Genomic DNA, 23,325 nt, shown 5'->3' on the forward strand with positions numbered 1-23,325 from the left:
GCACGCCATGATTCTCGAATTCTTCCGTTTCGAGCTGCGCCAGCAGCTCCGTTCGCCGCTGCTCTGGTGTCTCGCGGTGCTGTTCGCGCTGCTCGGGTTCGGCGCCGCGTCGAGTGATGCGGTGCAGATCGGTGGCGCGATCGGCAACGTGCATCGCAATGCGCCGGTCGTCGTGGCGCAGTTGTTCGGCGCCTTCACCCTGTTGACGATGCTGATCGTGCCGATCTTCGTCAGCACCGCGCTGCTGCGCGATTTCGAGCAGGGCACCGCGGACCTGCTGTTCGCGGGGCCGGTACGCCGGCGCGACTATCTGCTCGGCCGCATCGGCGCGGCGCTGCTGGCGAGCCTGGCGGTCTTCGTCGTCATCGGTGTCGGCCTGTTCGTCGCGCAGTTCATGCCGTGGATCGATCCGGCGCGCCTCGGGCCAGTGTCGCTGCAGCCGTATCTGTGGTCGCTCGGCGTGCTCGTGCTGCCGAACCTGCTGTTCGTCACGGCGCTGCTCGCGGTTCTCGCGGTGACCACGCGTTCGATCCTCTGGGTCTACATCGGCGTGCTGGCGTTCTTCGTGGTTTACGGCGTCAGTGCGACGTTGATCAAGGACATCGACAACATCTGGCTGGCGACGCTGGTCGAGCCGCTCGGCGTGCGCGCGTTGTCGCGCACGCTGCGGTACTGGTCGGCCGAGGAACGCAATGCCGGCCTGCCCGCATTCGCCGAGTATCTGCTCGCCAATCGCGCGTTGTGGCTGGGCGTATCGCTGACGCTGTTCGCGGCGGCCTTCTCGCTCTTCCGGACCGAGCGCAGCGGGACGGGGCGCGGACTGTTCAGGCGTCGACGCGTGACGGCTCCGGCCACCGTGGCATCGGTCGTGCCGTCGCGCGCACCGATCCGCGTCCAGCCTGTGTTCGGCGCGGCGACCGCCTGGACGCAGACCTGGCGACAGGTGCGGTTCGACACCGCAGGCGTGCTGCGCAGCGTGCCGTTCCTGGTGATGCTGCTGTTCGGCATCCTCAACTTCGTGCCGTCGGCGCTGTTCCAGCAGTCGCTGTACGGCACGTCGGTGTATCCGGTGACGTCGCAGATGCTCGACGCGCTGCGCAGCAGCTACAGCTTCCTGCTGATGATCGTGGTGATGTTCTACGCCGGCGAACTGGTGTGGAAGGAACGCAGCGCGAAGCTCAACGAGGTGGTCGATGCGATGCCGGTGGCCAATCGCATTCCGCTGCTGGCGAAGTTCCTGACCCTGCTGGTGGTGATCGCGCTGTTCCAGATGATCGGCATGGCGATGGCGATGACGATCCAGCTGTTCAAGGGCAGCGTGCAGCTGGAGCCGCTGGTCTACGCGCAGGCGCTGGTGTTCGACTCGATTCCCTACGTGATCATGGGCGGGCTGGCGCTGGCGTTGCAGGTCTTCGCCAACAACAAGTTCATCGGCTACGGCCTGCTGGTGCTGGTGCTCGTCGCCCAGGCCGTGCTCGGCATGCTCGATTTCACCCACAACCTCTACACGATCGGCGCGTGGCCGAACGCGCCGTATTCCGACATGAACGGCTACGGGCACTTCCTCGCCGGCCAGCTGGCATTCCAGGGCTATTGGGGTCTGTTCGTCGCAGCGCTGTTGCTGCTCGCGGCGGCGTTGTGGGTGCGCGGCGTGGATGGTGGCTGGCGCCAGCGTCTGGCCGACATGCGTGCGCAGCTGCGGGGCGGCCTGGGCCTGGCATTCGCGGCTGCAGTGCTCGCGTTCGCGGCGGTTGGTGGTGTGCTGTTCTGGAACACCAACATCCGCAACGATTTCGTCTCGCCCGATGGCCAGCTCGATCTGCAGGCCCGCTACGAGCGCGACTACAAGCAGTACGAGTCGTTGCCGCAGCCGCGCATCATCGCGAGCCGCTCTGACATCGACCTGCGCCCCGAAACGCAATCGATGACCGGCACGCTGGTCTACACCGTGCGCAATCCGCATGCCGGGCCGATCACCGACGTGCACATCGGCATGAGCGACGACCGTGCGCTGGTCGACGTGGATCTCGGTGGGCAGACGCTCGCCAAGCACGACGCGCCGCTGGGCTATCGCATCTACCGGCTCGCCACACCGCTGGCGCCGGGCGAGACGCGCGAGTTCCGCTTCAGGGTCGACTTCCATCCGACCGGCATCACCAGCACCCAGGCGCAGACGCAGTTCGTCGAGAACGGCAGCTTCTTCAACAGCGGGATGTTTCCGCAGTTCGGCTACAGCGCGCGTGTCGAGATCAGCGACCGCAACGAACGGCGCAAGCGCGATCTCGGCGAACCGCGGCGTATGCCGAAACTGGAGGACGAAGCCGCCCGCGCGAACACCTATCTGACCGACGACGCCGACTGGATCGATTTCAGCACGACGATCTGCACTGCGCCCGACCAGATCGCGCTGGCGCCGGGCTACATCGAACGCGAGTTCGAGCGCGACGGGCGTCGCTGCTTCAGCTATGCGATGGATCGCCCGATGCTGCACTTCTACGCATTCCTCTCCGCGCGCTGGGAGGTCCGCAAGGGCATGTACAAGGACATCCCGATCGAGGTGTATTTCGACCCCAAGCATCCGTTCAATGTCGACCGGATGATCGAGGCGACGCAGAAGTCGCTGGCCTACTACGAGGCCAACTTCACGCCGTACCAGCATCGCCAGTTGCGCATCATCGAGTTCCCGGGCTACGGCAGCTTCGCCCAGGCGTTCGCGAACACGGTGCCGTACTCGGAGTCGATCGGCTTCATCGCCGACCTGCGCGATGCCGACAAGCTCGACTACGTGTTCTACGTCACCGCGCACGAGGTCGCACACCAGTGGTGGGCGCACCAGGTGATCGGCGCGAACGTGCAGGGCGCGACGATGCTGTCCGAATCCCTGTCGCAGTACTCGGCGCTGATGGTGATGGAGCAGGAATACGGGCGACCGCGCATGCGCCAGTTCCTGAAGTACGAACTGGACCGCTACCTCGGCGGTCGCGGCGGTGAGCTGCTGGAGGAGCTGCCGCTCTACCGCGTGGAGAACCAGCAGTACATCCACTACCAGAAGGGTTCGCTGATGTTCTATCGCCTGCGCGAAGAGATGGGCGAGGCCGCGCTCAATCGCGCGCTCAAGCGGTTCCTCGAGGACAAGGCCTACCAGCAGCCGCCGTACGCCACGTCGCGCGAACTGCTGGACTACATCCGGGCCGAAGCGCGACCCGACCAGCAGACGCTGATCACCGATCTGTTCGAGACGATCAGCTTCTACGACAACCGGGTCGTGACGGCGACGACGACGCGTCGCGACGATGGCCGCTACGACGTCACGCTCAACCTGCATGCGGCCAAGCGCTACGCCGATGGCACCGGTCGCGAGACAGCGGGCGTGCTCGACGACTGGATCGAGGTCGGCGTGTTCGCACGCGGGCCGTCGGGCAAGGAACGCGACGAGAAAGTGCTGTACCTGGAGCGCCACCACATCACGACCGCCGATCCGGTGATCACGGTGACGGTTGACGAGGCGCCGTTCGAGGCCGGCTTCGATCCCTACAACAAGCTGATCGACCGGGTCTCGTCGGACAACCGGCGGCGGGTGACGCTGTAACGGAACCGGTTTTCGGGGCGATGTGGGTCATCGCCCCGGACTCCGCGCTCAGGGCAATGGAGCGTCGGGTGCGGGCGCTGCCGCCGCGGCATCGTTGAGCCGCTTGCTCTCGCGGCGCGGACGCGTCAGCGGCGTCGGCTTCGGGCCCGGCGCATTCGTGTTCTTGATGATCAGCGGGATGCCGGCGCGGGTGTCGTTGCTGGCGGTCTCCAGCTCGAAGCGCTCGGCGTCGAGACGACGGACCTGGGTCGCGATCGCGGCGGCGTCTTCTTCGGACACATCGAGTTCGCGCAACACCGCAGCGCCGAAATGCACCGCCGACTCGAAGGTCTCGCGCACCTGCACGTCGACGCCGGCGTTGACCAGCTTGAGCGCGTGGGCGCGGTCGAATGCACGCACCATCAGCTTGGCCTGGGCGAATTCGTGCTGGGCGAGTTCGACGATGCGGTCGGCGGCCTCGCGGTCGTCGATGCAGATCGCGATCGCGCGCGCGGTGCGGGCGCCCGAGGCGTGCAGCACGTCGAGACGGGTGCCGTCGCCGTAGTAGACCTTGAAACCGAACTCGGCCGCGCTCTGGATCATCTCGATGTCGGTGTCGATGATCGTGACGTCGACATCGCGCGCCAGCAGCGACTGGCTCATGACCTGGCCGAAGCGGCCGAAGCCGATGATCAGCACGCTGCCGCTCTGGCCTTCGACATCTTCCACGTCATCCGGGCGCGCGGCCTTGGCCTTGACGATGAAGCGCTGGGTCATCAGCACGACCAGCGGTGTCAGCGCCATCGACAGCACGACGATCGCGGTGAAATTGGCATTGACCTCGGCATCGATCAGGCCGGTCGCGGCGGCGGTGGAGAACAGCACGAAGGCGAACTCGCCGCCCTGGGCCATCAGCACCGCGCGCTCCAGCGCTTCGGGATGCGAACTGCGGGTCACGCGCGCCACGATGTAGATGCACAGCGCCTTGGTCGCCATCGCAGCCAGCACGCCGCCGACGATCAGCGGCCAGTTCGCCGCGACCACCGTCAGGTTCAAGGCCATGCCGACGCCGAGGAAGAACAGGCCCAGCAGGATGCCGCGGAAGGGTTCGATGTCGGCTTCGATCTGGTGGCGGAACGAGGATTCCGACAGCAGCACGCCGGCGAGGAACGCGCCCATCGCCATCGACAGGCCGCCGAGCTGCATCAGCAGCGCCGCGCCCAGCACCACCAGCAGCGCGGCCGCGGTCATGACTTCGCGCGCCTTGGCTGCGGCGAGGATGCGGAACATCGGATTGAGCAGATAGATGCCGGCGACGATCAACGCGACCAGCGAGCCGATGCCGATCGCGATCGACATCCAGCGCGACGGCGCATCGACGGCGGCTTCAGGCGTCGGCGCGAGGAACGCGATCAGCGCCAGCAGCGGCACGATCAGCAGATCCTCGAACAGCAGCACCGAGACGATCTTCTGGCCGTGGGGCAGGGCGATCTCGCCGCGCTCGGACAGCAGCTGCATCACCACCGCGGTGGATGTCATCACAAAGCCGGACGCACCGACGAACGCGATCGGCCATGGAAACCCGAACGCGGCGCCGAGCAGGGTCAGCGCGGTGATGCTGAGGATGATCTGCAGCGCGCCGAGGCCGAAGATCTGCCGGCGCAGGCTCCACAGATGCGAGGGCCGCATTTCCAGGCCGATGACGAACAGGAACATCACCACGCCGAGTTCGGCGACGTGGAGGATCGATTCGGGATCGGAGAACCAGCCGAAGCCGAACGGGCCGATCGCCAGACCCGCGGCCAGATAGCCGAGCACCGAGCCGAGCCGGAGCTTGCGGAACAGCGGCACCGCGACGACGGCAGCGCCGAGCAATGCGACCACCTGGATCAGCTGGCTGGTGGTTTCGTGGGCCTCGGTGGCCATGGATCACTTCCTCGGTGCGGTCGCGGCCAGCAGCAGGAAGCCGCCGGCCAACGCGATGTTCTTCATGAAATGCAGCAGCTGGCCGTCGAGCGCCGTGGCGCGCGCCGACCAGAAGGGATGCGACAGCAAGGCGTCCGCCACCAGCAGCGCCGCGGCCGCCAGCGCGACCCAGCGCAGGCGCCAGCCACCGAGCAGCAGCAGGCCCAGCAGCAGTTCGCCGACGCTGAGCACCAGCGCGGCGTTCGACAGCACCAAACCGTTGAGTGCGCCCCAGACCCGCCAGCCGCCGAGCACGATGAACAGGCTGGCCATCAGGACGCGCGCAAGCAGCATCGGAGCAGACGGCGCGCTGGATCGGAAGGCCATGGGTGGATCCTGTCGAGGATGCGTGAAGGGTGACACAGCGCCGGACGAGCGCCCAGCGGCGGTGTGGCACGCATCGTGTCGCGACCGGGCGCCTGAGCGCCGGCTGTCGCGGCGCATGGCCGGCCGCTGGAATGGCAGGCTGAATTGGCGTAGACTCTGCCCCGTTCTGCAACACGGCTGCCCCTGTCCGACGCGATCCGCGCCGACAGATACGATCCTGGTACGCCTACCGCATTGATCGATTCCTGATCCGCGCGGACTTATCCCGCACGTCTTTCGTCGCGCAGACCACGGCCCGGAGCATCCGGCAGCCGTTTCATCATTGCTCGCAGCGCGGTTCTGGATAGCTCCGAGCAAGACTTCCCAGCGTTTCCGTTCCGGTGTCGTGCGTCCGCACGATTCGCAGGCGGTGGCGTGCGGAAGCGCAAGGAGTTCCAAGATGACGTTTGAAGACCTCGGGCTGTCGCCCGCGCTGCTGCGCGCGCTCGCCGAAAACGACTACAACACGCCCACGCCGATCCAGGCGCAGGCCATTCCGCTGATCCTCGGCGGCAACGACGTCCTGGGCGGCGCCCAGACCGGTACCGGCAAGACCGCCGCGTTTGGTCTGCCGCTGCTGCAGCGTCTCGCCAAGGAAACGCCGCCCAAGGGCCCGCGCAAGCCGCGCGCGCTGATCCTGGTGCCGACCCGCGAGCTCGCGGTACAGGTCGCCGACAACCTCAAGACCTACGGCCGCCACCTGCGTCTGAACGTCACGACGATCTTCGGTGGCGCCGGCATGCAGCCGCAGATCGACAATCTGCGCCGCGGCGTGGACGTGCTGATCGCGTGCCCGGGTCGTCTGCTCGATCATATGGACAGCGGTCACGCCAAGCTCGACGCCGTCGAAGTGCTGGTGCTCGACGAAGCCGACCGCATGCTCGACATGGGCTTCCTGCCGCAGATGAAGCGCATCATGAACCGCGTGCCGAAGCAGCGTCAGACGCTGCTGTTCTCGGCCACGTTCGAGCCGCGCATCAAGGCGATGGCGCTGGAGTTCATGCGCGATCCGCAGCAGGTGCAGGTGGCGCAGAACAGCACGATCGCCGAGACCATCGCGCACCGCGCGCATCCGGTCGACAACAGCCGCAAGCGCGATCTGCTGGTCGACCTGCTGTCCAAGCGCCATACCGATCAGGTGCTGGTGTTCGGCAAGACCAAGCACGGCTGCAACCGTCTGGCCGAACAGCTGGCCGAGTCCGGCCTGCCGGCGGTCGCGATCCACGGCAACAAGAGCCAGGCGCAGCGCCAGAAGGCACTGGACATGTTCAAGTCCGGTCGCGCCCGCATTCTGGTCGCCACCGACGTCGCCGCGCGCGGTCTCGATATTCCGAACCTGCCGCTGGTGATCAATCACGATCTGCCGATGGTCGCCGAGGACTACGTGCACCGCATCGGCCGTACCGGTCGCAACGGTTCGACGGGTGAGGCGCTGTCGCTGGTCTCGCCGGAAGAGGGCGGTCTGCTGCGCCAGATCCAGCGCATGCTCAAGGCCGAGATCGACCTGACGGCGGTGCCCGGCTTCGAGCCGAGCCAGCCGGTGCGTCTCGACACGCCGATCCCGAAGAACGGTGGCGGTCAGCGTCGTCAGCCGTCTGCCGGTCGTCCGGGTGCACGCATGGGCGAGCAGAAGCCCGGTGGCGAGCGCGCTCCGCGCAAGCCCGGCAACCGCGGCCACGGCAAGCCGGCGGACCGCAGCGCGCACGCGCATGCGGGCCCGAAGCAGCACCGTCCGGGTGCCGGCCGTCCGCAGGAACGCCGCGACAGCCGCGCGTGATGCAGGGCGCGGCGCGGGCCTGACGGTCCGGGTCGTGTTCGATCTTCGTTGATGGAAAAGGCCGCCTTCGGGCGGCCTTTTTTTGTTTCGGCGCCGACGCAACGCCTGATGTCAGGCTGTGTCGCCACTGACTTTTCAGGTGCTGGAGGACAGAAGCCCTCCCCCGCAGGCGGGGGAGGGCTTCCAGAAGCCGTGCCCGCGACCAGAGCTGCGTCCACAACGCAAAAGGCCGCCTTTCGGCGGCCTTCTCGCATCGGGCGTCAGCCCTCAGACGCCGGCGACGCGGCGTGCGGACTTGAAGCGGGTGGCCCAGTAGCCCGAGTCCAGCTCGGAGACCATCACGTCCTTGCCGCTGCGCGGGGCGTGCACGAAGCGGCCGTCGCCCAGATAGATGCCGACGTGATCGATGCGGTTGCCGCGGCGGCCGAAGAACACCAGATCGCCGGCGGTCAGGGCGGTGCGCTCGACGCGCTCGCCGTTCTGCGCCATGTCGCGGGAGACGCGCGGCAGGTCGATGCCCAGCGCGGTGCGGAACACGTAACCCACCAGGCCGCTGCAGTCGAAGCCGCTGTCCGGGCTGGAGCCACCCCAGCGGTACGGGGTGCCGATGAAGCTCAGGGCGCGCTTGAGCAGGCCTTCGACGCGACCGTCAGCCTGGACCGGCTTGTCGACGTCCATCGCAATGAGTTGGTTGATGTCGCTGGCCAGCAGCATTTCCGGCTGGGCGAGCTGTGCGGTCGGCGCGGTGAGCGCGCGGGCGACCGAGGTGGTCGCTTCGATCTGGTCGGCGGAGTCGCCGGCGAGGCCTGGGCCTGCGAAAACGGGTGCTGCGGAGAGGGCGAGAACGCTTGCGACGAAGGCAGTGCGAAGGCGGCTGTGGCGTTTGGCGCGAGCGCCTGGCGTTGCGTCTGTCATCGTCACGTGGGTTTCACATTGTCGCGGACCAGCGGGGGAAGCTACCGGACGGGAATGTGAAAGTTGTTAAACAAAAATTAATGAATGCGTACAAGTCCTCGTTTTTGAACAGAAATCGGTGAAGAGCGTGTGGAGAAAGCGTGTCGCGCTTCAGTCCCGAGGCTTGGGCAATCGGCGTGGCAGCCACGATGTGAAAAGGTGAATGCGGGCCTGGATGAACGAGGTGCCGACAGATTGCAGGGCGGCGCCAAAGAGGAGCCAATTTGCGTGTCATCGATCCGATCCGGAACGCATCGACTGCCCGCGGTGCATCGGGCGATGCCTTCGCGACACTCGTGGCTTGCGCCCTGACGGCTACGCTCTCTAATGCAGGACGCGCTTGGACCCGGAGTAGTTCCGCACCCAATAGCTGCCGTCCAGATGGTCCAGACGCACGGTGCCGCCGGTACTCGGGGCGTGCACGAAGCGGCCCTCGCCGACATAGATGCCGACATGGGTCACACTGCCGCCGCTGCCGAAGAACACCAGGTCGCCGGTCGCGAGGCGTGTGGGCTCGATCTTCGGGCCCTGGTAGGCAAACAGCTCGCGGGAGGTGCGCGGCAGGCGCAGGTCGAGCATGTCGCGGAAGACGTAGTTCACCAGTCCGCTGCAGTCGAAGCCGCCCTCGGGCGTGTTGCCGCCGTAGCGGTAGGGCGTGCCGACGAGGCTGATCGCCCGCATTAGCACCGCATTCGCCGCCGCCGGGTCGGCCGGGGCGACCGGTGTCCAGGTGCGGGTGGCGGCTTGCGGCTTCGCCGCGGACGGGGTGGGGCGCACGTCGTCGCGTCCGCAGGCGGCCAGCGCGAGGGTCCCCAACAGCAACGGAAACAGCCAGCGGCGCGCAGCGGTTGGCGCCGGCGTGCCGGAGTCCGGATAATGTGGGGTTGCTTGCATGGGGCGCCCGGTGGATTGCATCGCGGCATCCTGCCCCAGCCACACATCCTCCTCAAGCGGCGCTGCCGCGCTATCCGGATATTCCAGCAATGAAGATCGAGAAAGACCGCGTCGTCCGTTTCCATTACAGCGTCGCCGAAGCCGGCCAGGAGCCGGTGGAAACCTCGCGCGACCGCCAGCCGCTGGCCATCCTGTTCGGCCACGGCAACATCATCCCGGGTCTGGAAAAGGCGATGGACGGTCGTGAAGCCGGCGAGACCTTCAAGGCCGACGTGACCGCGGCCGATGCCTACGGCGAGCGCCGTGACGGCATGACCCAGCGCGTGCCCAAGAAGCACTTCGGCGACCAGAAGCTCGCCCCGGGTATGCAGGTCGTGCTCAACACCAGCTTTGGCCCGCGCGCAGTGACGATCGAGAAGATCGGCATGAGCGTGGTCGATGTGGACCTCAACCACCCGATGGCCGGCAAGGACCTGCAGTTCGACATCGAGATCGTCGAAGTGCGTGAAGCCTCGACCGAAGAAGTCGAGCACGGCCATGTGCACGGCGACGGCGGTCACCAGCACTGAGATCGGGCGCAGCCGCCGGCAGTGACGCTGGCGGCGCTTTGACATCGCGAGGACCGCAGGATGCAGACGCAGGCCGCGCTTGGACCGGTACCCACCGGTCAGCGTCTCGAAGTGATGGACGTGTTGCGCGGCATCGCGCTGCTCGGCGTGTTCGCGATGAACATCGAATGGTTCAACCGGCCGATGCAGCAGATGGGGTCCGGCATTCCGGTCGACGCGACCGGGCTCGACCATGCGGTCGCGTGGGTCGTGCACGTGTTCGTGGCCGGCAAGTTCTGGACGATGTTCTCGCTGCTGTTCGGCATGGGCTTCGTGCTGATGAGCGGGCGCATCGCCGCCGCCGGGCTGTCGGTCGAACGCGTCTATCTGCGCAGGATGGCGGCGCTGTTTCTGTTCGGCATCGCGCACATCGTGCTGCTATGGCCGGGCGACATCCTGCATACCTATGCGATCGCCGGCGCGATCCTGATGGCGTTGCGCGCGGTCGCGCCGAAATGGCAGCTGCTGACCGGCCTGCTGCTGTACGCCGGCATCGCGGCTTTCTATCTGTTGTTCGCGGCGGTGATGTTCGTGCTGCCCGAAGCTGCATTGGCCGAGATGTCCGCGCCGATCGCGGCGAGCGCCGAGCGCGCGGCGAGTGTCTATCCCGATGGCGGCTTCGGCGCGGTGCTCGTGCAGCGCGTCAGCGATTACGCGCAGATCGGCCTGATGGGCCAGACGATGATGGTGCCGATGGTGCTGGGCGTGTTCCTCATCGGCAGCTGGCTGATGTCCGGTGGCTGGCTGCAGGCACCGGCCGCGCAGCGCCGGTTCTGGTGGCGTCTGCTGGCGATCACGTTGCCGACGGGTCTGGTGTTCACCGCGCTCGCGGTCACCGTCGGCACGACGTTCCCGCTCGGCGCGATGGATCCACGCGGACTCCTGGCGCAGGGGTTGATGCTGTGCGGCGCGCTGCCGATGTCGCTGGCCTATGTCGCGCTGATCGTGCTCGCGTGGAGCAGCAGTGCGGGCGCGCGCGTGCTCGGCGTGTTCGCGCCGGTCGGACGCATGGCGCTGACGCACTACCTCGCGCAGTCGCTGATCTGTTCGCTGCTGTTCTATGGCTATGGCTTCGGCCTGTTCGGCGAGCTGGGCCGCGCGGCGCAGACCGGCATCGTGCTCGGCGTGTTCGCGCTGCAGATCGGGATCAGCCATGCGTGGCTGTCGCATCACCGCTATGGACCGATGGAATGGACCTGGCGCTGGCTGACCTACGGACGTCGTCCGGGTTGGCGGCGCATTCCCGCGCTGCCGTGAGAATCTGTCCAATATCCTGCTGCGCTTGTCGGAAGGCGCGCGTGCGGTGCTCGGAGTGCTCACGTACCCGACGTACGCTGCGCCTCCTGCGCTCCGCCACGCGCCATCCGGCTGCGCTCGCGACGGATCTTGAACAGATTCCGAGGGCGCTGGCATGAACGCGCGGGATGACGTGCTGATCGTTGGCGGTGGGGTGATCGGCCTCGCCAGCGGCATCGCGCTGCTGCAGGCGGGCCGCGGGGTGCGTGTGCTCGAGGCCGGCACTGCGGGCTGCGGCAGTTCGCACGGCAATTGCGGCACGATCACGCCGAGCCACGCTGCGCCACTGGCCGCGCCCGGCACGGTGGCGAAGGCGCTGCGCTGGATGCTGATGCCCGACGCGCCGTTCCGGGTGAGCCCGCGCATCGACCCCGCCTTGTGGCGCTGGATGATCGGCTTCGCACGCCATTGCAACCGGCCCGACTGGCTGCACGCGATGCGCGCGCGCTCGACGATTCTCGAGGCTTCGCGGGATGCGTTTCCGGAATGGCTGGAGACGCTGGGCATCGATTGCGAATTCGAAGCCTCCGGCGTCGATTACATCTACCGGGACCGCGCCGATTTCGATGCGTTCGAGGACGAAGCCACGCAGCTGCGCGCGCTGGGCGTCGCGGTCGAGCGCATCGACGGCGCCGACTATCTACGTCAGGAACCTGCATTGCGCGAAGGCGTGGTTGGCGCGATCCGCTTTCCCGGCGATGCACGTCTGCGTCCCGATCGCTATGTTGCCGGCCTCGCACGCGCGTTCCGCGCGCTGGGCGGCGAACTGACCGAGCACTGCGAGGTGCGCGCGATCGAAGAGACCGGCGATGGCGTGCGCGTGGACACCAGCCAGGGCATGTTCGCAGGACGCGATCTGCTGCTCGCGACCGGCGCCTGGTCGCCGCTGCTCGCGAAGTCGCTGCGCCTGCGCGTCCCGGTGCAACCGGGCAAGGGCTATTCGATCACGTACTCGCGTCCGTCGATCGTGCCGCGCACGCCGATGGTGCTGCACGAACGCAGCGTCTGCGTAACCGTGTGGGACAGCGGGTTTCGGCTCGGCAGCACGATGGAATTCTCCGGCTACGACCGCTCGCTCAACCGCGTGCGCCTCGATGCGCTGGAGCGCGCCGCGCGCGAATACCTGCATGAACCGGTCGGTCCGGTGCGCGAGGAAGAGTGGTACGGCTGGCGACCGGTCAGCGTCGACGACGTGCCGATTCTCGGCCGCGCACCCGGCCATCGTCACCTCTGGCTCGCGACCGGGCATGGCATGCTCGGGGTCAGCATGAGTGTGGCGACCGGACAACTGATGAGCGACCTGATCTGCGGGCTCCCGCCGCGCTTCGACCCCGCGCCCTACGCGCCGGCGCGGTTCGCATGAGCGCTGCGCCATACGACGATTCCGCGCTGCTGCACTTCGACCTCATCGTCATCGGCGGCGGCTCCGGCGGTCTCGCCGCGGCATTCCGCGCGGCCGAGCATGGCCAGCGCGTCGCGGTGCTGGAACCCCAACCGCTCGGCGGCACCTGCGTCAACGTCGGCTGCGTGCCGAAGAAGGCGATGTGGCTCGCCGCCGATCTGCGCCTGCGCATGGGGCAGGCCGCGCGCTTCGGGTTCGATCTGCCGATGGACACGCAGGTCGCGTTCGACTGGCCGTCGTTCATCACCGATCGCCAGCGCTACATCCACATGATCCACGAGAGCTACCGCACGCGGCTCGATCGCGACGGCATCCTCGTGCTGCCTGCGCGCGGACGGCTGGCCGGGCGCGATCGCGTCGAATGCGAAGACGGCACCTGTCTGACCGCGCCGCACATCGTGCTGGCCGCGGGCTCGCATCCGCAGCGCCCCGATATTCCGGGCGCCGCACTGGGCGCGATTTCCGACGACTTCTTCCGCTGGTGCGAGGCGCCGTCGCGCGTGGCGATCATCGGTGGCGGCTACATCGCCATCGAACTCGCGGGCGTGCTGCAGGCGCTCGGTAGCCAGGTCGACGTGTTCGTACGTGAGCAGCGGCTGCTGCGACAGGCCGATGCCGAACTCGTCGCGCAACTGCAGGAGAATTATTGCCAGCAGGGCATCGATCTGGTGTTCGGCTACGGGCTCAAGGCCCTGCATCGCGACGACGACGGCCTGCGTCTCGAGGCCGAAGACGGCACGTCGCGCGGTGGCTACGACGAGGTCATGTTCGCGACCGGTCGTCGTCCGAACACCGCCGATCTCGGACTCGACACCGTCGGCATTACGCCAGACGCCGCCGGCAACATCCCGGTCGATGCGTGGCAGGCGACGCCCGCGCCGGGGGTGTACGCGGTCGGTGATATCTGTGGCTGCGGACCGACGCTGACCCCGGTCGCGATCGCGGCCGCGCGTCGTCTGTGCGATCGCCTGTTCGGCGGCAAACCCGACGCGAAGCTCGATGCCGATAACGTACCGTCGGTGGTGTTCTCGCATCCGCCGCTGGCGATGGTCGGCCTGACCGAGGCGCAGGCGCGCGCGCAGTACGGCGACGACGTGCACATCTACCGCAGCAACTTCCGTCCGATGCGCGAGGCGCTGGCCGAATCGAGCCAGCGCAGCCTGTTCAAGCTGGTCTGCACCGGCGACGAGCGTCGCGTGCGCGGCATCCACCTGCTCGGCGATGCGGCCGACGAGATCCTGCAGGGCTTCGCGGTCGCATTGAAGATGGGCGCGACCCTCGACAATCTGCACGACACGATCGCGATCCATCCCACCAGCGCCGAGGAAGTGGTGCTGATGCGCTGAGCGCCGGCGCGACCGGACCGCGCCTACAATGCGCCGATGCGCACCGACCTCTTCGACCTCCACCGCGGCGACGCGCCGCTGCTGATCAGCATCCCGCACAACGGCACGCACGTGCCCGATGCGATCGCCTCGCAATTGACGGACGAGGCACGTCGCGTGCCCGACACCGACTGGCATGTCGCCGATCTCTACGCGTTCGCACGCGAGCTCGGCGCCTCGATGCTGGTGCCTACGCATTCGCGCTATGTCGTCGACCTCAACCGGTCCCAGGACGACGTCTCGCTGTATCCCGGCCAGAACACGACGGGCCTGTGCCCGGTGGTGCGTTTCGACGGTGGTCCGGTGTACCTGCCGGATGCAGCGCCGACGCCCGACGAGGTCACCGCGCGCGTCGACACCTATTGGCGTCCGTACCATGCCGCGCTCGCGGATGAGATCGCGCGCCTGCGCGCCGCACATGGCCGGGTGGTGCTGTGGGAAGCGCATTCGATCCGCGGCACGCTGCCGTTCCTGTTCGAAGGTCCGCTGCCGGACCTCAATCTCGGCACCGCCAGCGGCGCGAGCTGCAGTCCCGAACTCGAAGCGCGGATGACCGCGCAGCTCCGGGCGCAGTCGACGTTCGGCTTCGTCGCCAACGGCCGCTTCAAAGGCGGCCATATCACCCGGCACTACGGACAGCCGGAGACCGGCGTCGAAGCCGTGCAGCTGGAAATCAGCCAGCGCTGCTACATGGACGAGGAGACGTTCGCCTGGGACGCGGCGCGCGCCGGTCGGCTGCAGCCGCTGCTGCGCACGCTGATCGAAGACGCGATCGGCTATGCAACCGGCGACTCCCGCCGCGCATGAGCGCCACACGCGCCAGCGATGCCGAACTGCTGCGCCCGTTCAAGCCGATGCTGTGGCTGGTCGCCGCGGCGGTGTTCATGCAGATGCTGGACACCACGATCGTCAACACCGCGCTGCCGTCGATGGCGGTCGATCTGGGCCAGTCGCCGTTGCGCATGCAGTCGGTCGTCGTGGCCTACGCGCTGACCGTGGCCATGCTGATTCCCGCGTCGGGCTGGCTCGCCGACCGCTTCGGCACGCGGCGTCTGTTCGTTGCGGCGATCGTGCTGTTCTCCGCCGGTTCGCTGGCCTGCGCGCTGTCGCAGAATCTCGATGCGCTGGTGGCCTCGCGCGTGCTGCAGGGCGTCGGCGGCGCGATGATGATGCCGGTCGGGCGACTGGCGGTGCTGCGCGCTGTACCGCGTACGGCGTTCCTGGCGGCGATGAGTTTCGTCACCGTGCCCGGCCTGATCGGCCCGCTGATCGGTCCCGCGCTCGGTGGCTGGCTGGCCGATGTCGCGTCCTGGCACTGGATCTTCCTGATCAATCTGCCGCTGGGCGTACTCGGCGCGATCGCGGCACTGAAGTGGATGCCCGATCTGCGCGCACCGGTCTCGCGGTTCGATCTGCCCGGCTACGCGATGCTCGCGTTCGGCATGATCGCGATCTCGTTGTCGGTCGAGGCGTTGTCGGGCAACGCCGCGCGGCATGCGGCGCTGGTCGTGCTGCTGGTCACCGGCCTCGCCGCGCTGGTCGCGTACTGGCTGCACGCCGCACGTTCGGTCGCGCCGCTGTTTCCGCTGACGCTGTTTCGTACGCGCACCTTCAGTGTCGGCCTCCTCGGCAATCTGTTCGCGCGCCTCGGCAGCAGCGGCATGCCGTACATGATTCCGCTGCTGCTGCAGGTCGCGCTCGGCTATCCGCCGACCCATGCCGGGCTGATGATGATTCCGGTCGCGCTCGCCGGCATGTTCTCCAAACGCATCGTCGTGCCGCTGGTACAGCGCTTCGGCTATCGCAACGTGCTGGTGGTCAACACCGTGCTGACCGGTCTGACGATGGCGAGCTTCGCGCTGGTCGACGTGGGCCAGCCGACGTGGGTGCACATCGTGCAGTTCGCGATCTTCGGCGCGGTCAATTCGCTGCAGTTCACCGCGATGAACACCCTGGCGCTGCGTGGTCTCGGTGGCCTGGAAGCGAGCGCCGGCAACAGCCTGCTGTCGATGGTGATGATGCTGGCGATGAGCCTGGGTGTCGCGACCGCGGGCGGGCTGCTCGGCGCCTTCAGTGGCGAGCCGGTCGGCGATGCGCCGGTGCTTGCGGCGTTCCGTTGGACCTTCGTCTGCATCGGCGCGCTGACGCTGGCATCGGCGGCGATATTCGCGCAGCTGGGTCGCACCCATCGCATTCCGGGGCGCGTCGTCGAGACCAGCGATCAGGCCTGACGCGACGCCTGTTTGACCGCGCGCAGTTCCCACAGCAGATACGGCGCGCGCGGCGTGAACGCGCGACCGCGTATCCAGCGCAGCCAGCGGCGCAGCGCACGCGCGGCGAGTTTGCGCGGGCTGTGATTCTGCGGCGAGCCGGGCAGGGCGCTGTAGGCCGCGCCGCGTTCGGTGCGGATCACCCGCACGATCTCGAAATGCCCGTGGAAGCCGTACATGCGGCCGTCGGGCGCAGGCCCGCAGAAATACGCGTGGCTGGCGTCGGTGATGATGTTGACGTGGGTCGGGTCGACGAAGGCATCGGTATGCGGAAACGCAGGCGTCAGCGCGTACAGCCGGCCGTCGTGCGCGAGCACGCGCCAGATCTCGTTCATCAGCTCGATGAAGGGAAACCGCGTGCCGCCGTTCGCGTCGGGAAAGATCCGCGGCACGTGCTCGATGAAATCGTAGGCCGATACGGAACCGAAGCTGCCATCGGGATACGGAATCGGCGCGACGACGAGGTTTGCGGTGCGGTGCTCGTGGTCGACGTCGCCGTCGGGCGCGCGGATGTCGATGCCGCACAACCGGGCGCGGCCATACGGGTTTCGCGGGGCGTCGCCGCAGCCGAGATCGAGATAGCGGTCGGGGAATGGCATGGGGACAGTCTGCCGCCCGACGCGCATTCAGGCGTTATCGAAACGTTACACCCGCGTGTGCGATCCGCTTCCGATCACGCCGGCCACCACACCAGCAACTGCAGCGCGAGCGGCACGGTGACGATCGCGAGCAGCGTCTGCAGCGTGATCAGCGACGCCATCAGCGGCGCGTCGCCGCCCATCTGCCGCGCCATGATGTAGGCGTTGGATGCGGTCGGCAGCGCGGCGTAGAAGCAGGCAGCGCGGGTCACGTCTTCGTCGGCGCCGAGCACGCGGCAGGTCGCGACGGCGAGCAGCGGCAGGGCCAGCAGCTTCAATGTCGAGGTGATACCGAGCGACAGCGGGCGTGCCGCCGACCAGTTGAAGTCGAGTCCGCCGCCGACGCAGATCAGACCCAGCGCAAGCGACGCGCTGCCGACGATGTCGAGCCCGTTGGCGAGCGGCGCGGGCACCTGCAGGCCAAGGACATTCACCAGCGCGCCGGCGACCGTCCCGACGATGATCGGATTCTTCGCCAGCATCATGGCGATGCGCGCGGCGCTGACGCGCGTGCCGCCCCACCACGCCAGCGCGACGACCGCGACCACGTTGACCACTGGCAGGCAGATCGCCAATGCCAGCATCACCAGCGCAGCCGTGGCGTCCTCGAACAGCAGGGATGCGACCGCGAGGCCGAAGTAGGTGCTCGGACGCACGGCGCCCTGGATGATCGACGAGCGGCTGGGGTCGGGCAGGCGCGGTGCGAAACGCAATGCGATCACCAGCAGCGCGACCATTGCCAGCGTCGGCAGTAGGGTCGCCGCCGTGAGATCGCGCAGCGCGCCGCCGGTGAATTCCAGCCGCGCGGTGTTGATGAAGAGCAGCGCGGGAAACGCGACGTAGAACGAAAACCACTCGATCGCCGGAAAGAAACCCTCGGGCGTCCAGCGGCTGCGCCGCAGCCAGACGCCGAGCAGGACGATCAGCAGAACCGGGATGGTGTAGTCGAGCATCGGTCAGGTGTGGCGGTCGGACGTGGCGGGGGGATCCGTCGCCACGTCACGGCGCGCCATCAGACTTCCAGTGTGGCCAGATCGCCCTTGGTTTCCAGCCAGGCCTTGCGGTCCGACGCGCGCTTCTTCGCCAGCAGCATGTCGACCAGCGAATGCGTCTGCAGGCTGTCGTCGTCGGTCAGCTGCACAAGGCGACGCGTGTCGGGATGGATTGCCGACTCACGCAGCTGCGAGGGATTCATCTCGCCCAGACCCTTGAAGCGGGTGACGTTGATCTGGCCCTTGAGCTTCTCGCGCGCGATCTTCTCCAGCAGTAGGCGCTTCTCTTCCTCGTCCAGCGCGTAGAACACCTGCTTGCCCACGTCGACGCGGAACAGCGGCGGCATCGCGACGAAGATGTTGCCGGCCGCGACCAGCGCCGGGAAATGGCGCAGGAACAGCGCGCACAGCAGCGTCGCGATGTGCAGGCCGTCGGAGTCGGCATCGGCCAGGATCACGACCTTGCCGTAGCGCAGGCCGGAGATGTCTTCCTTGCCCGGATCGCAGCCGATCGCGATCGCCAGGTTGTGCACTTCCTCCGATGCCAGCACCGAGGTGCTGGCGACTTCCCAGGTGTTGAGGATCTTGCCGCGCAGCGGGAGGATCGCCTGGAAATCCTTGTCGCGCGCCTGCTTGGCGCTGCCGCCGGCCGAATCACCCTCGACGAGGAACAGTTCGGTGCGCGAGAGATCCTGGCTGATGCAGTCGGCCAGCTTGCCCGGAAGTGCCGGACCCTGGGTGACCTTCTTGCGGACGATCTGCTTCTCGGTCTTGAGCCGCGCGCTGGCGCGGTCGATCGCGAGCTGGGCGATCTTCTCGCCCAGATCCGTGTGCTGGTTGAGCCACAGGCTGAAGGCATCGTGCGCGGCGCCTTCGACGAAGCCCGCGGCCTGTCGCGACGACAGCCGCTCCTTGGTCTGGCCGGAGAACTGCGGGTCGGTCATCTTCATCGACAGCACGAAGGCGACGCGGTCCCAGACATCTTCCGGCGCCAGCTTGACGCCGCGCGGCAACAGATTGCGGAAGTCGCAGAACTCGCGCAGCGCATCGGTGAAGCCGGTGCGCAGTCCGTTGACGTGAGTGCCGTGCTGCGCGGTCGGAATCAGGTTGACGTAACTCTCCTGCACCAGCTCGCCGTCGACCACCCACGCGACCGCCCAGTCGACGGTCTCGGTGTCCTTCTTCAGCGCGCCGACGAACAGCTCCGGCGGCAGCAGCTCGCGCTCGGCCAGTTCGCCCTTGAGGTAATCGCGCAGACCGTCCTCGAACAGCCACTGGTCGCGTTCGCCAGTGGCTTCGTCCAGCAGCGTCACGGTCAGGCCGGGGCACAGCACGGCCTTCGCGCGCAGCAGATGGCGCAGCGCACGCACGCTGAACTTCGGACTGTCGAAATACTTCGGGTCGGCCCAGAAGCGCACGCGGGTGCCGGTGTTCTTCTTGCCGACCGTGCCGACCACTTCCAGCGGCGACGCGCGGTAGCCATCACGGAAGGTGATGCGGTGCTCGCTGCCGTCACGCTTGATATGCACTTCCACCAGCGTCGACAGCGCATTGACCACGCTGACGCCGACGCCGTGCAGGCCGCCGCTGAAGGTGTAGTTCTTGTTGTTGAACTTTCCGCCGGCGTGCAGACGCGTGAGGATCAGTTCTACGCCCGGAATCTTTTCTTCCGGATGGATGTCGACCGGCATGCCGCGGCCGTCGTCGGACACCTCGCAGCTGCCGTCCTTGAACAGTGTGACGGCGATCTCGCGGGCGTGCCCGGCGAGCGCTTCGTCGACGGCGTTGTCGATGACCTCCTGCGCCAGATGGTTCGGGCGCGTGGTGTCGGTGTACATGCCGGGGCGGCGCTTGACCGGATCCAGGCCGGAGAGGACTTCGATGTCGGCGGCGTTGTAACGGGTGTTCATTCGATGCTGCGCAGCGGGAATCGGCGCATGTTAAAGGAATTGCCGATCCGCCGATTTCCAGCCCCCGGCGTGCGCGAAATCGCGCAATCCGCTTCACCGCTGCATGTAAGCGGTTGCAGCGAAGTTAGGGCCTTGTGCACCGGGTGTAAGCGGGGCGTTGTTCAGTTGCGGGCCGGGTCGCGGTGGCTAGGTTCGAACCGTCGAGCAGATCCAGCCGACACCCTTCATCCGCCGCTCCGCCGCGGATGGTTTGCAAGACGCAACGCTGCTCCACTTTCGAATTCAAATCCGGAGAGTCCAATGAAGACCCGCAACGTGCTGTTCGCCGCTATCGTCGCCACTGCCTTCGCCGCCCCCGCGTTCGCCCAGGATGCCTCGGTCGAGCAGCAGGCCCGCGACGCCCAGATCGCCGCGCAGCAGGCCGAGCAGGCGGCCCAGACCGCCGAGGCTTCGGCGCAGGCTGCCGAAACCGCCGCCACGGAAGCAGACTACGCGACCGACGCGGTGAACGAGGCCTACGACGCGCAGGCCGACGCCGCCGTCCAGACCGCCGAAGAGCCCGTGCCGCAGGTCGAGGAAGAAGAGGAAGATCCGGCCTGATCCACGCGCCAGGTTTTATCCACGGAACGCCCCGGTCAGCCGGGGCGTTCTGCTGTGCGGGCATGCGTCGATGTACCGATCTGTTGCGCGGGACCGGGCGCCGTTCCGCCACAGCCTGTAGAATGGGGCTTTCCAGCGACCTGCTGTGCCCATGACGCCTCCTTCCAGTTCCATCACTCCGCTCGTGTTCGTGACCGGCGGCGTGGTCTCTTCCCTCGGGAAGGGCATCGCGGCCGCCTCGCTGGCGGCCATTCTCGAAGCCCGCGGCCTGCGGGTGACGATGATGAAGCTCGATCCCTACATCAACGTCGACCCCGGCACGATGAGCCCGTTCCAGCACGGCGAGGTCTACGTGACCGACGACGGCGCGGAAACCGACCTCGATCTCGGCCACTACGAGCGCTTCATCAACGTGCGTCTGTCGGGCAAGAACTCGATCACGACCGGCAAGATCTACGAGAGCGTGATCCGCAAGGAACGCCGCGGTGATTACCTCGGCGCGACCGTGCAGGTCATCCCGCACATCACCGACGCGATCAAGCGCGCGATCGACGAAGCCACGCAGGGCTACGACGTGGCCCTGGTCGAGATCGGCGGCACAGTCGGCGACATCGAGTCGTTGCCGTTCCTCGAAGCGATCCGCCAGATCCGTACCGACCGCGGCAGCGACAAGGCCGTCTTCATGCATCTGACCCTGGTGCCGTACATCGCGGCCGCCGGCGAGCTGAAGACCAAGCCCACGCAGCATTCGGTCAAGGAACTGCGCTCGATCGGCATCCAGCCCGACATCCTGCTGTGCCGCAGCGAGCAGCCGCTGCCCGATGGCGAGCGCCGCAAGATCGCCTCGTTCACCAACGTGTCGGAGAAGGCGGTGATCTCGGCCGTCGATCTCGACAACATCCACAAGATTCCGATGTGGCTGCACGCGCAGGGTCTGGACGAGATCGTCGTCGAGCGCCTGCGCCTGGGCGACAAGGTCAAGCCGACCGCCGATCTGTCGGAGTGGATCGACGTGGTCAATGCGGTCGAGCATCCGATCGACGAGGTCGTGATCGGCGTCGTCGGCAAGTACGTCGACCACAAGGACGCTTACAAGTCGGTCGGCGAAGCGCTCAAGCACGGCGGCGTGCGTCAGCGCACCCGCGTCAGCCTGAAGTGGATCGAATCGCAGGACATCGAGCGCGACGGCGCCGCCGCGTGGCTCGGTGATGTCGACGGCGTGCTGGTACCGGGCGGCTTCGGCGACCGCGGTTTCGAAGGCAAGGTGCTGGCCTCGCAGTACTCGCGCGAAACCGGACTGCCGTATTTCGGCATCTGCTACGGCATGCAGGCCGCCGTCGTCGATGTGGCACGCAACGTCGCCGGTCTCGAAGGCGCCAACAGCACCGAGAACGACAAGCAGTCGCCGCATCCGGTGATCGGCCTGATCACCGAATGGCGCACCCAGTCGGGCGATGTCGAGCGCCGCAGCGAAGAGAGCGATCTGGGCGGCACGATGCGTCTGGGCCTGCAGGAACAGCGCCTCAAGCCCGGCACGAAGTCGCGCGAGGTCTACGGCCAGGATGTCGTCGGCGAGCGCCATCGCCACCGCTACGAATTCAACAACCGCTATCGCACCCAGCTCGAGGACGCCGGTCTGGTGATCGCCGCCAAGTCGATGGACGACCTGCTGGTGGAGATGGTGGAACTGCCGCAGCATCCGTGGTTCATCGCCTGCCAGGCGCATCCCGAGTTTCTGTCCACGCCGCGCGGCGGCCATCCGCTGTTCGTCGGCTTCGTGCGCGCCGCGCGCGAACATAAAGCCGGCGGCGCGCTGCTCAAGGAGGCACACGCATGAAGCTCTGTGGATTCGAGGTCGGTCTCGACCAGCCGTTCTTCCTGATCGCCGGTCCCTGCGTCATCGAGTCCGAGCAGCTGCAGCTCGACGTCGCCGGCCAGTTGAAGGAGATCACGTCCGATCTCGGCATCAACTTCATCTTCAAGTCGAGCTTCGACAAGGCCAACCGCACCTCCGGCACCAGCTTCCGTGGCCCGGGCATGGAAGAAGGCCTGCGCGTGCTGGCCGAGGTGAAGCGCCAGCTCGGCGTGCCGGTGCTGACTGACGTGCACGAATACACCCCGATGGAAGAGGTTGCTTCGGTCGTCGACGTGCTGCAGACGCCGGCCTTCCTCGTGCGCCAGACCGATTTCATCAAGAAGGTCTGCGCGGCCGGCAAGCCGGTCAACATCAAGAAGGGCCAGTTCCTGTCGCCGTGGGACATGAAGCCGGTCGTCGAGAAGGCGAAGTCCACCGGCAACGACCAGATCATGGTCTGCGAGCGCGGCGCGAGCTTCGGCTACAACAATCTGGTCAGCGACATGCGGTCGCTGGCGGTGATGCGCGAGACGCATTGTCCGGTCGTGTTCGACGCGACCCATTCGGTGCAGCTGCCGGGCGGGCAGGGCAATTCCAGCGGCGGCCAGCGCGAGTTCGTGCCGGTGCTGGCGCGCGCGGCAATTGCCGTCGGCGTGGCCGGTGTCTTCATGGAAACGCACCCCAAGCCGGAAGAAGCGCTCAGCGACGGCCCGAATGCGTGGCCGCTGGGCCGCATGCGCGCGCTGCTGGAAACGATGCTGGAACTCGACGCCGTCACCAAGCGTGCCGGCTTCGCGGAAGCCGACCTCTGACCGGCTGGTGGCCCTGGCTGATCGCATTGCTGT

General features: G+C 67.2%; 17 protein-coding genes and 1 pseudogene. 11 read left to right on the plus strand and 7 right to left on the minus strand.

Annotated features, from left to right (window positions below):
• Window positions 1-7: 7 nt before the first annotated feature.
• Window positions 8-3,589 (plus strand): ABC transporter permease/M1 family aminopeptidase, encoded by a 3,582-nt coding sequence (locus tag LU699_RS14080; RefSeq protein WP_232136990.1) that lies wholly within the window; start codon window positions 8-10, stop codon window positions 3,587-3,589.
• A gap of 48 nt (window positions 3,590-3,637) precedes the next feature.
• Here the strand turns inward: LU699_RS14080 and LU699_RS14085 are convergent, their stop codons facing one another.
• Together LU699_RS14085 and LU699_RS14090 are read right to left on the minus strand one after the other, a co-directional pair.
• Window positions 3,638-5,494, minus strand: a complete 1,857-nt coding sequence (locus tag LU699_RS14085; RefSeq protein ID WP_232136989.1) for a monovalent cation:proton antiporter-2 (CPA2) family protein — start codon at window positions 5,492-5,494, stop codon at window positions 3,638-3,640.
• 3 nt (window positions 5,495-5,497) lie between these two features.
• The gene (locus tag LU699_RS14090; RefSeq protein WP_232136988.1) at window positions 5,498-5,860 is read right to left on the minus strand and encodes a hypothetical protein; all 363 of its coding nucleotides are present in this window, start codon (window positions 5,858-5,860) and stop codon (window positions 5,498-5,500) included.
• 439 nt (window positions 5,861-6,299) lie between these two features.
• Between LU699_RS14090 and LU699_RS14095 the strand changes: the two are divergent.
• Window positions 6,300-7,699 (plus strand): annotated as a pseudogene (locus tag LU699_RS14095) (DEAD/DEAH box helicase).
• 244 nt (window positions 7,700-7,943) lie between these two features.
• Here the strand turns inward: LU699_RS14095 and LU699_RS14100 are convergent.
• Together LU699_RS14100 and LU699_RS14105 are read right to left on the minus strand one after the other, a co-directional pair.
• The gene (locus LU699_RS14100; RefSeq protein WP_232137359.1) at window positions 7,944-8,591 is read right to left on the minus strand and encodes a C40 family peptidase; all 648 of its coding nucleotides are present in this window, start codon (window positions 8,589-8,591) and stop codon (window positions 7,944-7,946) included.
• 363 nt (window positions 8,592-8,954) lie between these two features.
• Window positions 8,955-9,524 carry a C40 family peptidase gene (locus LU699_RS14105; RefSeq protein WP_232136987.1) on the minus strand — a complete coding sequence of 190 codons (570 nt, stop codon included), beginning with the start codon at window positions 9,522-9,524 and terminating at the stop codon, window positions 8,955-8,957.
• Window positions 9,525-9,613: 89 nt separating this feature from the next.
• Here LU699_RS14105 and LU699_RS14110 point away from each other — a divergent pair, with 89 nt between their 5' ends.
• The 6 genes from LU699_RS14110 to mdtD all read left to right on the plus strand — a co-directional run bounded on the left by LU699_RS14110 (window position 9,614) and on the right by mdtD (window position 16,446).
• Entirely contained in the window at window positions 9,614-10,093 is a 480-nt protein-coding gene (locus LU699_RS14110; protein WP_232136986.1) for an FKBP-type peptidyl-prolyl cis-trans isomerase, read from the plus strand.
• A 60-nt stretch (window positions 10,094-10,153) separates the two neighbouring features.
• Window positions 10,154-11,389, plus strand: coding sequence for a DUF418 domain-containing protein (locus LU699_RS14115; protein ID WP_232136985.1), 1,236 nt, complete (start codon window positions 10,154-10,156; stop codon window positions 11,387-11,389).
• 154 nt (window positions 11,390-11,543) lie between these two features.
• Complete coding sequence (locus tag LU699_RS14120; RefSeq protein WP_232580216.1) at window positions 11,544-12,791, plus strand: NAD(P)/FAD-dependent oxidoreductase; 1,248 nt, start codon at window positions 11,544-11,546, stop codon at window positions 12,789-12,791.
• Window positions 12,788-14,176 carry a glutathione-disulfide reductase gene (gene gorA / locus LU699_RS14125; protein WP_232136982.1) on the plus strand — a complete coding sequence of 463 codons (1,389 nt, stop codon included), beginning with the start codon at window positions 12,788-12,790 and terminating at the stop codon, window positions 14,174-14,176. Before LU699_RS14120 ends, gorA begins: the two co-directional genes overlap by 4 nt.
• 36 nt (window positions 14,177-14,212) lie before the next feature.
• Window positions 14,213-15,022, plus strand: coding sequence for an N-formylglutamate deformylase (gene hutG / locus LU699_RS14130; RefSeq protein ID WP_232136981.1), 810 nt, complete (start codon window positions 14,213-14,215; stop codon window positions 15,020-15,022).
• Entirely contained in the window at window positions 15,019-16,446 is a 1,428-nt protein-coding gene (gene mdtD, locus LU699_RS14135) for a multidrug transporter subunit MdtD (protein ID WP_232136980.1), read from the plus strand. Before hutG ends, mdtD begins: the two co-directional genes overlap by 4 nt.
• Here mdtD and LU699_RS14140 read toward each other — a convergent pair.
• From LU699_RS14140 to parE, 3 genes are all read right to left on the minus strand, one after another.
• Window positions 16,437-17,084, minus strand: a complete 648-nt coding sequence (locus LU699_RS14140) for a class I SAM-dependent methyltransferase (RefSeq protein ID WP_232580217.1) — start codon at window positions 17,082-17,084, stop codon at window positions 16,437-16,439. The two genes, mdtD and LU699_RS14140, sit on opposite strands and share 10 nt — an antisense overlap.
• Before the next feature lie 74 nt (window positions 17,085-17,158).
• On the minus strand, window positions 17,159-18,076 hold the full coding sequence (locus LU699_RS14145; protein WP_232136978.1) for an AEC family transporter: 918 nt from the start codon (window positions 18,074-18,076) through the stop codon (window positions 17,159-17,161).
• A 59-nt stretch (window positions 18,077-18,135) separates the two neighbouring features.
• Window positions 18,136-20,025, minus strand: coding sequence for a DNA topoisomerase IV subunit B (gene parE / locus LU699_RS14150; protein WP_232136977.1), 1,890 nt, complete (start codon window positions 20,023-20,025; stop codon window positions 18,136-18,138).
• Window positions 20,026-20,325: 300 nt separating this feature from the next.
• On the opposite strand from parE, the gene LU699_RS14155 reads away from it, so the two are divergent.
• The 3 genes from LU699_RS14155 (at window position 20,326) to kdsA (ending at window position 23,292) form a co-directional block, all read left to right on the plus strand.
• Window positions 20,326-20,625 carry a hypothetical protein gene (locus tag LU699_RS14155; protein ID WP_232136976.1) on the plus strand — a complete coding sequence of 100 codons (300 nt, stop codon included), beginning with the start codon at window positions 20,326-20,328 and terminating at the stop codon, window positions 20,623-20,625.
• 172 nt (window positions 20,626-20,797) lie between these two features.
• Window positions 20,798-22,462: a CTP synthase gene (gene pyrG, locus LU699_RS14160; protein WP_232137358.1), complete on the plus strand. Its 1,665-nt coding sequence runs from the start codon at window positions 20,798-20,800 to the stop codon at window positions 22,460-22,462.
• On the plus strand, window positions 22,459-23,292 hold the full coding sequence (kdsA, locus tag LU699_RS14165) for a 3-deoxy-8-phosphooctulonate synthase (protein WP_232136974.1): 834 nt from the start codon (window positions 22,459-22,461) through the stop codon (window positions 23,290-23,292). Before pyrG ends, kdsA begins: the two co-directional genes overlap by 4 nt.
• Window positions 23,293-23,325: the final 33 nt, after the last annotated feature.

This window comes from Luteimonas fraxinea, assembly GCF_021233355.1.
Taxonomy (GTDB): Bacteria; Pseudomonadota; Gammaproteobacteria; order Xanthomonadales; family Xanthomonadaceae; genus Luteimonas; species Luteimonas fraxinea.